Origin of the sequence: Pantoea latae (assembly GCF_002077695.1) — a bacterium.
Lineage (GTDB): Bacteria > Pseudomonadota > Gammaproteobacteria > Enterobacterales > Enterobacteriaceae > Pantoea > Pantoea latae.
The window spans coordinates 35265-43969 of record NZ_MWUE01000033.1 but is presented as its reverse complement, the minus strand read 5'-3'; the positions used below and the strand labels follow the sequence as shown (position 1 = coordinate 43969).

Here is an 8705-nt window from a genome sequence, read left to right as displayed (position 1 = left end):
GAGGAAAAAAGAGGGCTAAAGTGTACTGCAAAGCGTTTTTCACGTCCCGCTTTGTCACATTCTGACGCACAACAGCCGCTCTTACTCCGCCTCCGCGCTCTCCTCAATCAGCTCTTTGCCCTGATTATGGATATTGCCGACCTTTTTGCTCACCGGATGCCAGGCAAACGCGCTCTCGGGCAGCGCCGCCTCTTCGGCGATCTGCTGCGCGCGTTCGGGCGAGGTCTCCTCGCTTAGCCATTCGGCAACCGCGTCGGCGCGCAGTACCAGTGGACGACGATCGTGAATATCCACCATGCCTCTGTTGCTGGCCGCGGTGACGATAACAACCCCCTCCTGTCCGTGCTCTTTATCGAAAGGCGCTTTGCCGATAGCGGCGAAGAACAGCGGCTCGCGCGTTTTGTGATAGATAAAAAAGGGCTGCTTGCCCGTGCCCTCTTTTTTCCATTCGAACCAGCCGTCGGCCGGCACCACGGCGCGGCCATGCTGCCACAGCGGCTTGAACATGCGCCCGGTCGGCGCGGTTTCGCTGCGCGCGTTGATCAGCGGCTGCTTGTGCCACCATTCCGGCCCGTAGCCCCAGTAAACCGGATCGAGATGCAGATGCTCGTCGCGCATGTTGAGCAGCAGCACGCGGGTGCCTGGCGCGACATTGTAGCGCGCGACAGGTTCAGGATCGTAAACCAGCGTCTCGTCGTCGCTGCCGAGCGCGTCAAAATAGTCGTCCCGGCTGCGGTACTGCGCAAAGCGTCCACACATAGTTGTTACCTCCGTCTTTAAGCATAGCTAAGGGTGCGAGCCGCATGAATTCATTACTAAAGCTTACCGGTTAGCGGCCGTTAATAGAGGCGGGTTCTCTTGTTTCGCCACTAAACTCAGGCAGGCGGTACGAGAGGGGTTAAAGGACATTAACAAAGGAAAAACCAGTGAAATTAACCACTCTTATGTCAGGCGCGCTCGCCGTTACGCTGCTGACCGGCTGCGCAGGCGGCAAAAAACCGACCATCGTTAAAGGCACGGATGGCAGCACGCTGGAGGTCAGCTCGATTCTGGCGTCAACCGACATGAATCAAAACCGCTACGCTGATGCCCATCTGCGCGTGGTTAGCCCGGCGGTGACTGGACTGGCCGCAGGCCTGACCGCTGCCGGCGCGATGCTGGGAAGCTTCAGCTTTAGCAGTGATATGTTTGATAAGAACAGCTACAAAGGCTCGTCGGTAGATGAGCTGCCGGAATTCACCAGCCGCTATTTCACGCCGAAAGCCGAGGTGAAAATCGCGCAGTTCCTCAGCAAGCAGGGCGGAAAAACCGCCTATGAAAACACGCTCTATATCGCCGCTTCGCGCTGGTCGCTGGTCTACAGCGATCTCTCCAGCGCCAACAGCAATTACGATCTCTCCTACCGTGTCATCTTCTATAAACGCCCGGAAGGCGGCAACATGTTCAGCGCCTTTACCACGGCCGACTGCGCGCCCGCGGTGAAAACCGCGCCGCTGGCAGAGTGGCGAGCGAATAATTATCAAAAGGTCACGCAGGAGACAGAGAAAATGATGGACGCCTGCCTGCTTGAGCTGGATAACCAGCTGCCGCGGCTGTTGAAAAAAGCCTCCTGATGCGTCTGCTATAACAAAAACGCTGCGCGTTGCGTGTAATGTTTATCAGTTAAGCATGGGGTGATAACGCAGGCTGGCCAGCTTCGGTATGCGCTGCTGGAAAAGGATGGCGGCGTTTTTACGGCTACACAGGGCACCCTGTCTGAGGCGCTGTGGCCCACACCGGCATGCTCACACGCGTATAAGAAAAGGCCGCCTTTTAAGAAAAGAGCGGCCTTATCTGAACACAATCTTAACTGACAGCCATTATACGGTTCGCGTGGCGTTTCCATTCACTCAATACATCTTTCTTATTAGGCGGTAGTTTATTTTTGCCATAACGTTAATAAAATAGAACTCACTTCACACATTTTCCCCGGCAGCGTTTATTGACACTTTGGCTGTACAGTAAGCGTAACGCCATATCTTCGCTAAAATCTATTTACGCTTTGCGCAGGTATTACCCCTGAAACCTGACTATCCTTTTAGTAAATAAACGACTTTCAGGAGGGAAGATGAAGTTTTTCTATTTCGTTTCGCTTATTGCCGCCGCCGGCTATCTGCTGGCTTTTCTGCCTAAACTTCGCACCAGACGCGAGCCTGTCGCGTATTGGGGATGCTGGATTTATCTGGCGGCGAACGCCATTTACTGGGCGATCTATGCGCTACGTTATTATTTCCATTTTTAACAGCAGAAAAAGTCTGCCGCAGGAGAAAAGATGTCTGAAAATAAACGAGACCTGATGCCTTACTTACTCTATTACTGCCAGTCTCGTCTGCTGGTGGAGAATATTGACGGTCATGTGGTTGATATCGGCGGGGCCGAGCAGGTTGGCGGAAAACTTCGCTGGGAGCTGGATGGTAAAGAGGCGAAAGGCACCTCGGAAAACGAGGCCGATCAGATGCTGGAGGATGTGGCGCAGCACCTGAGCTTTTTATTTGTTGACGGTCAGTTCACCAGCCTGCCGGATGTGCGCGGCGAATATGGTGACCGGCTCGATAACGCCCCCTCGCGTGAAATTTCGCTGCCGGAACTCAACGACAGCGACGAAGATATCGTGCGTTAAACGAGGTCAGGCTGCCGCGGCAGCCTGACTTAGCCCTCTTAGCTGGCGGCGTGCTGCGACGCCATCCCCGGCACCAGAATCACCTTACGGCAGTCATCTTTTTTCTTCTCGAAAATTTCGTAGCCGTGCGCCGCGTCTTCCAGCGACATATGGTGGGTGACGATCTCCTCTGGCGACAGCAGGCCCTGCTCAATCAGCGACAGCAGGCGCGGCAGATAGGCCTGAACGTGCGTCTGCCCCATCTTAAAGGTCAGTCCTTTATCAAAGGCGTCGCCAAACATAAAGCCATGAATAAAGCCAGCATAGACCCCAGGCACGCTCACCACGCCGCCGCGTCGCACCGCGGCGATACACTGGCGCAGCGCCTTGCCGCTGCTGCCTTCCAGTTTGAGATTGCTTAACACCGTTTCCGTCAGGCTGCCTTTAGCTTCGAAGCCAACGGCGTCAATCACCGCATCAACGCCGCGATGATTTTTGGTGTGATCGATAATCCACGCCGCCGGATCGTCGATATCGTCAAAGTTAATCGGCGTGACGCCGTAGCGCTGACGGGCGAACTCCAGCCGGTAGTTATTGTGATCGATCATAAAAATCTCTTCCGCGCCGACCAGACGGGCGCAGGCGGCGCTCAGCAGGCCGACCGGGCCAGCGCCGAAGATGGCGACGCTGGAGCCTTTTTGCAGGCCAGCGTTCTGCACCGCCTGCCAGGCGGTCGGCAGGATATCGGAGAGAAACAGCACTTTATCGTCCGGCAGCGCCAGCGGCACCTTAAACGGGCCGACGTTGGCCTTCGGCACGCGAACATACTCCGCCTGGCCGCCCGGCACGCCGCCATAGAGGTTGCTGAAGCCGAACAGCGCCGCAGGCGGCGTAATATTCTTTTTGTTGAGAATGGCGCCGCGTCCGCTGTTGGTGGTTTCGCAGGCGGCATACTGATGCAGATGACAATAGAAGCAGTCGCCGCAGGCGATCACGAACGGCACCACGACGCGATCGCCGACCGCAACGCTGGTCACTTCCGCGCCCGCTTCCACCACTTCGCCCATAAACTCATGGCCAAAAATCTCGCCATGCTCCGTGCCGGGAATTTTGCCGCGATAGAGGTGCAGGTCAGAGCCGCAAATCGCCGTGGCCGTGACGCGCAAAATAATATCGTCCGGCGCCTGCAGGATGGGGTCGGGAACGGTCTCAACTCGAACCCGATGCGGGCCATGATAGGTCAGTGCTCTCATATCAATGTCCTTACTTGATGGCTGTGCCGGTCGCCATGACCCAACACAAAAATGTCACGCCGGTGGCGCGCGCGTTCCCGCTGAGGTGGCGGGAGGGAGTGGTTTAAGCCTGGCCGCAGATTCCGGTTAAGCAAGCGCGACGGCAGTTGCGCAATCAGGCGAGACGGCGATCCGTTACGAAAACGCTTAAAAAAAATACTGGATATAACAACAGTATCCTGTATACTTATTCAACAGCCCGAACGGCTGCGTACGTTTGCATGAGGTGACGCTGATGATGTTCTCTACTGAAAATCTTTCTGCTCTCAACGCTTCTGTCCTGATGAGCAGCCGTGAAATCGCCCGACTGACCGGCATTACCCACGGCGAAGTAAAACGTTTGATTAAAAGCCTGGAAACCGCGCAGCGGCTTTCACAGCCGCTGACGATCAACCTTTACGAGCATGAAGGAGAGATGCGTCAGGAGTTTTGCCTGAACAAGCGCGACTCACTGTTAGCGGTCGCGCGCCTGTCGCCGGGCTTTACCGCCGATCTGCTGGATAAATGGCAGGAGCGTGAAAAAGTGGCGCATCTGCCCGATTTCACCAACCCCGCCGAAGCCGCGCGCGCCTGGGCGGAGCAGTTCGAGCAGCGCCGCGCCGCCGAAGAACAGCTGGCGCTCTCTGCCCCAAAGGCGGAATTTTTTGACCGCTTTGTCGAGGTAACCGACTCGCTCGGCTTTCGTCAGCTGTGCAAAATGCTCAAGGTGAAAGAGCCGGAGTTTCGCCAGTTTCTGCTGGAGCGCAATATCATGTACCGCGACAAAGGCACGCTGACGCCGCAGCATCATCATATGCAGGCGGGCTATTTCACGCTGCGCTCGGGCGTGGGTGAAAATCAGCATGCGTTTTCGCAGGCGCGCTTTACCGCCAAAGGGGTGAAGTGGGTCGCCAGCCTGTGGGCGGGACATATCGCCACGCAGCCCAAAGGCGTCGCCGCCTGAGGCGAGCTGAATTAACGCTGTTTACAACCGGTCGCTGACCGGTTTTTTTATGCCTGAAAAAGGCGGCGTCAGGCCTGAAGGCCGTCGACGATGGTAATCATCGCCTCCGCCACGCTGGCGCGTTCGGCGCGGGCGCGCTGATAGGCGTCGGAGTGATAGCAGGCAAGCGCGCTCTGATAGTCACTAAACTCAATTAACACATGCTTCTGGAAGGCGGCGCCCTCCAGCGTTGTTGCGTCGCCGCCGCGCGCCAGAAAACGCGCATTGAACTGCTGAAACGCCGCGGGCGCAAGATCCATGTAGTGGCGATACTGCGTCGGGTCGTGAATGGTGACGTGGGCAATCCAGTAGGCGGCCATGATTTACTCCGGTTGTGAAAGGATCTGCTTCGCCAGGCTGGCGGCTTCCGTAAGATGCTCATACACCGCTTCTCGGGCGCGCGGCGCATCGTTCTGTTCAATTGCCTGACAGATGCGCGACATGCGTTCGAAACCGGCGACCTCGCGCTGCGGCCAGGCGAGCGTCAGCGCGCGAAGACGGCTGATGCGGCTGTTCATGCGCTGCACGATCTCCCATGCGATACTGTGTTTCGCCACGCTGAACAGGGTTTCATAAAACGCCTGCGACGCCTCGACGCGCCGGATATCGTCATGCTCGCGCGACGCCTGGGCAATCTGCTGTAGCTGCTGACGCAGCAGCGCTTTATCCGCCTCGGTGGCGCGCAGCGCGCAGTCTGCCGCCGCTTCCTGCTCCAGCAGCAGACGAATGTTGTAAATCTGCTCGGCGATCTCCCAGGTTAACACCGCCACGATCGGGCCTTTTTTCGGCAGGATCTCAATCAACCCTTCCGCCTCCAGATAGCGGATCACTTCGCGCACCACGCTGCGGCTGACGCCGAGCTGCTCAGTCAGCTGCCGTTCCACCAGCCGATCTCCGGCCTTGAAATAGCCCGCAATAATCGCCTGACGTACCTTGTTTAACGCCAGCTCACGCAGGGTGACCGGCGCGTTTTCGATTTTCAGAGAATGGTGTTCAACCATCAAATCCCTCTGTATTCAAGTAGATGAGTAATACTGACGCGGTTCCGACTGCGCCGAAAGATGACTTACTATTAGCACTTAACGATTGCCATCCGCAACGACCGCACCGCTGAACGGCAGGGATGCCAGCGGCGAAATTCGGCCCGCCTCACACTTTTCAACAGTGACCGAAAATAGTTTTCTTGCCACGCAATGCCTTGATGAAGCGCGCTTTTCTTTGTTGTCACCTCTATCAAGCGCTAACCAGATTCAGCACAACCTCATCAGCACTATGTTGAAATAAAAGTTATTAAATCAGTCGCTTATATCTCGCTGCGGCATTCCGATATGTCAGATACAACCATATCGTATGATGGTATACCATATTTTGACATGGCATTTTCCGCAATGCTATACCACTCCCGAAACATTCATTTAGCAATTTGTTAACTTTCAGGAGAGAGCTATGCATCCCGCCATTCGTAAAACGCTGGTGACCACCGAAACGCTGTACGTTGACGGTGGCAAAGCCGCCGCAAAACCGCTGGTGATGATCGCCGCCGCCGCCGTGGTGAAAAATCCCTGGGCCGATCAGGGCTACGTTGAGGATCTGGCGCCGCAGATCCGCGAGTTCGCGCCGGTGCTGGGCGAACTGCTGACCCGCCTGATCCTGAAAGAGGCAGGCAGCGGCGAAAACGTGGAGGCCTTCGGCAAAAGCGCCGTGGTCGGCCTGGACGGCGAGCTGGAGCACGCCTCGGCGCTGATCCACACGCTGCACTTCGGCAACCACTATCGCAGCGCGGTGCAGAGCAAGAGCTATCTCGCTTTCAACAACACGCGCGGTCCCGCCAACACGCCGGTGCTGATCCCGATGATGCACAAAAACGACGAAGGCAGCCGCGAACACTACCTGACCATGCAGTTCAATATCGGCGACGCGCCGCGCTACGACGAGATCGTCATCGCGCTGGGCGCGGCGCTGGGCGGCCGTCCGCATCACCGTATCGGCAACCGTTACTCCGACCTGAAAGAGTTAGGCCATGATGCGAAAAACCCAGCGGCTGTGTAACAGCCAGATGCGCGTCAGCTATCTCGAAGCCGGAGAGGGCGCGCCGCTGGTGCTGATCCACGGCGTTGGGATGAACGCCGAATCCTGGTTTCCGCAGATCGAGGCGCTGAGCGCGCACTTCCGCGTGATTGCGGTGGATATGCCCGGTCACGGCGAGAGCGAGGCGTTCAGCCGTCCGGTCACCCTGCCGGACTATGTCGCCTGGCTGGCGGAATTCCTTGAGCAGCGGCCGGAGACGCGTTTCGCCGTGGCGGGACACTCAATGGGCGCGCTGATCACCGCCGGGCTGGCGATCGATCATCCGCAACAGGTGAGCCACGCCATCGTGATGAGCGGCGTCTATCGCCGCAGCGAGGCGGCGCGCCGGGCGGTGTTGCAGCGCGCTGAGGAGCTGGCGGCTGGCGATGCGCAGCTTGACTCGCCGCTGGCGCGCTGGTTTGGCGACGACGCGCGTGAAACGGCGCTGCGCGATCGCGTCGGCGGCTGGCTGCAGCAGGTCAACCTGCAGGGCTACGCCGCTGCCTATCAGGCCTTTGCCGGCGGCGACGAAGTTTACGCCGACCGTTGGGATGAGATGCAGTGCCCGGTGCTGGTGCTGACCGGCGAGCTGGACGCCAATTCGAACCCGCAGATGGCGCGTGCCATGGCCGACGCCGCGCCGCGCGGTCAGGCGGTGATTATCGCCAACGCGCGTCATATGGTGAGCCTGACGGACGCGGCGCGCGTCAATCAGGAGATCATCGCCTTTTTAACCGCGCCCGTCGTGGCGGGAAAACAGATCAACGCACAGGCAGGAGTTTCTCATGCAGACAGATAAACGCAGGCAGCTGCGCGATGCGTTCGGCGCCTTTATGACCGGCGTCACCGTGGTGACCAGCCGCGACAAAGCGGGCCAGCCGATCGGCTTTACCGCCAACTCGTTCACGTCGGTGTCGCTCGATCCGGCGCTGCTGCTGGTGAGCATTGACAAGCGTTCGGCTAACTTCGCCAACTTCACTGAGTGTTCGCACTTTGCGGTGAATATCCTGGCGGAGCAGCAGAAAGAGACCTCGAATATTTTCGCCTCGAAGGTCGAGGATCGCTTCGCGTTAGTGGCGTGGCACGGCAGTGAAAACGGCACGCCGCTGCTGGACGGCAGCTCGGCCTGGTTCGACTGCGCGCTGCATCAGGTGGTGGACGCCGGCGACCATGCGCTGCTGATCGGCAGGGTCGAGGGCTTTGACTCGCAGGCCACCGCCGGGCTCGGCTACTACCGCGGCGCCTACTTTACGCCGTACCAGAATGCGGAGACGCTGATCAACCGCCTGCGCGTTGAGGTCAGTGCGCTGATCGAATGCAACGGACACGCGATTATGGTGCAAAACGCGGGCGCGGCCAGCCTGCCTTCGCGCCACGTCACCGACGGCAGCGTCAGCGATACCCTGAACGCGCTGATCGCCGAGCTGGGCGTCAACGCTACGCCTGGGTTCGTCTATTCGATTTATGAAGATCGTCAGAGCAACAAGCAGCACATCGTTTTTCTTTGCGCGCTGCCGACCGACGCCACGCGCGCGGCACTGAAGCAGGGCGAATGGCTCGATCTGGAAAAAATTTCTGCGCTTTCCATCAAAGATTCGGCACTGAAATCGCTGATGAACCGCTTCGTCAGAGAGAATAGCGTCGGCAATTACAGCATCTATTACGGCGATGAAATCAACGGTTCAATAAAACAATTCGCTAGCTGAAACTCGTACCGGGGTACCCT

Annotated in this window: 11 protein-coding genes; 7 read left to right on the top strand and 4 right to left on the bottom strand. The window is 58.0% G+C overall.

Features of this window, described 5'->3' with window-relative positions:
• Positions 1-81: 81 nt before the first annotated feature.
• Complete coding sequence (locus B2J69_RS20030; protein ID WP_081141638.1) at positions 82-759, bottom strand: SOS response-associated peptidase family protein; 678 nt, start codon at positions 757-759, stop codon at positions 82-84.
• A gap of 167 nt (positions 760-926) precedes the next feature.
• On the opposite strand from B2J69_RS20030, the gene B2J69_RS20025 reads away from it, so the two are divergent.
• The 3 genes from B2J69_RS20025 to B2J69_RS20020 all read left to right on the top strand — a co-directional run bounded on the left by B2J69_RS20025 (position 927) and on the right by B2J69_RS20020 (position 2659).
• A complete protein-coding gene (locus B2J69_RS20025) occupies positions 927-1613 on the top strand; it encodes a hypothetical protein (protein ID WP_081141635.1) in 687 nt (228 codons plus the stop codon).
• A gap of 494 nt (positions 1614-2107) precedes the next feature.
• On the top strand, positions 2108-2281 hold the full coding sequence (locus B2J69_RS24215) for a hypothetical protein (RefSeq protein ID WP_167376595.1): 174 nt from the start codon (positions 2108-2110) through the stop codon (positions 2279-2281).
• Between the two features lie 30 nt (positions 2282-2311).
• Complete coding sequence (locus B2J69_RS20020) at positions 2312-2659, top strand: hypothetical protein (RefSeq protein WP_081141632.1); 348 nt, start codon at positions 2312-2314, stop codon at positions 2657-2659.
• A gap of 38 nt (positions 2660-2697) precedes the next feature.
• Here the strand turns inward: B2J69_RS20020 and B2J69_RS20015 are convergent, their stop codons facing one another.
• Positions 2698-3891 carry a zinc-dependent alcohol dehydrogenase gene (locus B2J69_RS20015; RefSeq protein WP_081141629.1) on the bottom strand — a complete coding sequence of 398 codons (1194 nt, stop codon included), beginning with the start codon at positions 3889-3891 and terminating at the stop codon, positions 2698-2700.
• A 274-nt stretch (positions 3892-4165) separates the two neighbouring features.
• On the opposite strand from B2J69_RS20015, the gene B2J69_RS20010 reads away from it, so the two are divergent.
• Positions 4166-4873, top strand: a complete 708-nt coding sequence (locus B2J69_RS20010) for a phage antirepressor KilAC domain-containing protein (RefSeq protein ID WP_167376593.1) — start codon at positions 4166-4168, stop codon at positions 4871-4873.
• Between the two features lie 68 nt (positions 4874-4941).
• Here the strand turns inward: B2J69_RS20010 and B2J69_RS20005 are convergent, their stop codons facing one another.
• Together B2J69_RS20005 and B2J69_RS20000 are read right to left on the bottom strand one after the other, a co-directional pair.
• On the bottom strand, positions 4942-5232 hold the full coding sequence (locus tag B2J69_RS20005) for a DUF1330 domain-containing protein (protein WP_081141626.1): 291 nt from the start codon (positions 5230-5232) through the stop codon (positions 4942-4944).
• A gap of 3 nt (positions 5233-5235) precedes the next feature.
• Positions 5236-5913 (bottom strand): GntR family transcriptional regulator, encoded by a 678-nt coding sequence (locus B2J69_RS20000; protein ID WP_081141624.1) that lies wholly within the window; start codon positions 5911-5913, stop codon positions 5236-5238.
• A gap of 445 nt (positions 5914-6358) precedes the next feature.
• Here B2J69_RS20000 and B2J69_RS19995 point away from each other — a divergent pair, with 445 nt between their 5' ends.
• Genes B2J69_RS19995 through B2J69_RS19985 form a run of 3 tightly spaced genes read left to right on the top strand, consistent with a single transcriptional unit; the run spans position 6359 to position 8685 of the window.
• Positions 6359-6961 (top strand): amino acid synthesis family protein, encoded by a 603-nt coding sequence (locus B2J69_RS19995; protein ID WP_081141621.1) that lies wholly within the window; start codon positions 6359-6361, stop codon positions 6959-6961.
• The gene (locus B2J69_RS19990; protein WP_081141618.1) at positions 6933-7778 is read left to right on the top strand and encodes an alpha/beta fold hydrolase; all 846 of its coding nucleotides are present in this window, start codon (positions 6933-6935) and stop codon (positions 7776-7778) included. The genes B2J69_RS19995 and B2J69_RS19990 overlap by 29 nt, the downstream gene beginning before the upstream one ends.
• Positions 7765-8685 carry a flavin reductase family protein gene (locus tag B2J69_RS19985; protein ID WP_081141615.1) on the top strand — a complete coding sequence of 307 codons (921 nt, stop codon included), beginning with the start codon at positions 7765-7767 and terminating at the stop codon, positions 8683-8685. Before B2J69_RS19990 ends, B2J69_RS19985 begins: the two co-directional genes overlap by 14 nt.
• Positions 8686-8705: the final 20 nt, after the last annotated feature.

Coding starts and splice junctions, on each gene's coding strand:
- B2J69_RS20030 (WP_081141638.1), bottom strand. CDS start 759: ATGTGTGGACGCTTTGCGCAGTACCGCAGCCGGGACGACTATTTTGAC.
- B2J69_RS20020 (WP_081141632.1), top strand. CDS start 2,312: ATGTCTGAAAATAAACGAGACCTGATGCCTTACTTACTCTATTACTGC.
- B2J69_RS20015 (WP_081141629.1), bottom strand. CDS start 3,891: ATGAGAGCACTGACCTATCATGGCCCGCATCGGGTTCGAGTTGAGACC.
- B2J69_RS19990 (WP_081141618.1), top strand. CDS start 6,933: ATGATGCGAAAAACCCAGCGGCTGTGTAACAGCCAGATGCGCGTCAGC.
- B2J69_RS20000 (WP_081141624.1), bottom strand. CDS start 5,913: ATGGTTGAACACCATTCTCTGAAAATCGAAAACGCGCCGGTCACCCTG.
- B2J69_RS24215 (WP_167376595.1), top strand. CDS start 2,108: ATGAAGTTTTTCTATTTCGTTTCGCTTATTGCCGCCGCCGGCTATCTG.
- B2J69_RS20005 (WP_081141626.1), bottom strand. CDS start 5,232: ATGGCCGCCTACTGGATTGCCCACGTCACCATTCACGACCCGACGCAG.
- B2J69_RS19995 (WP_081141621.1), top strand. CDS start 6,359: ATGCATCCCGCCATTCGTAAAACGCTGGTGACCACCGAAACGCTGTAC.
- B2J69_RS19985 (WP_081141615.1), top strand. CDS start 7,765: ATGCAGACAGATAAACGCAGGCAGCTGCGCGATGCGTTCGGCGCCTTT.
- B2J69_RS20010 (WP_167376593.1), top strand. CDS start 4,166: ATGATGTTCTCTACTGAAAATCTTTCTGCTCTCAACGCTTCTGTCCTG.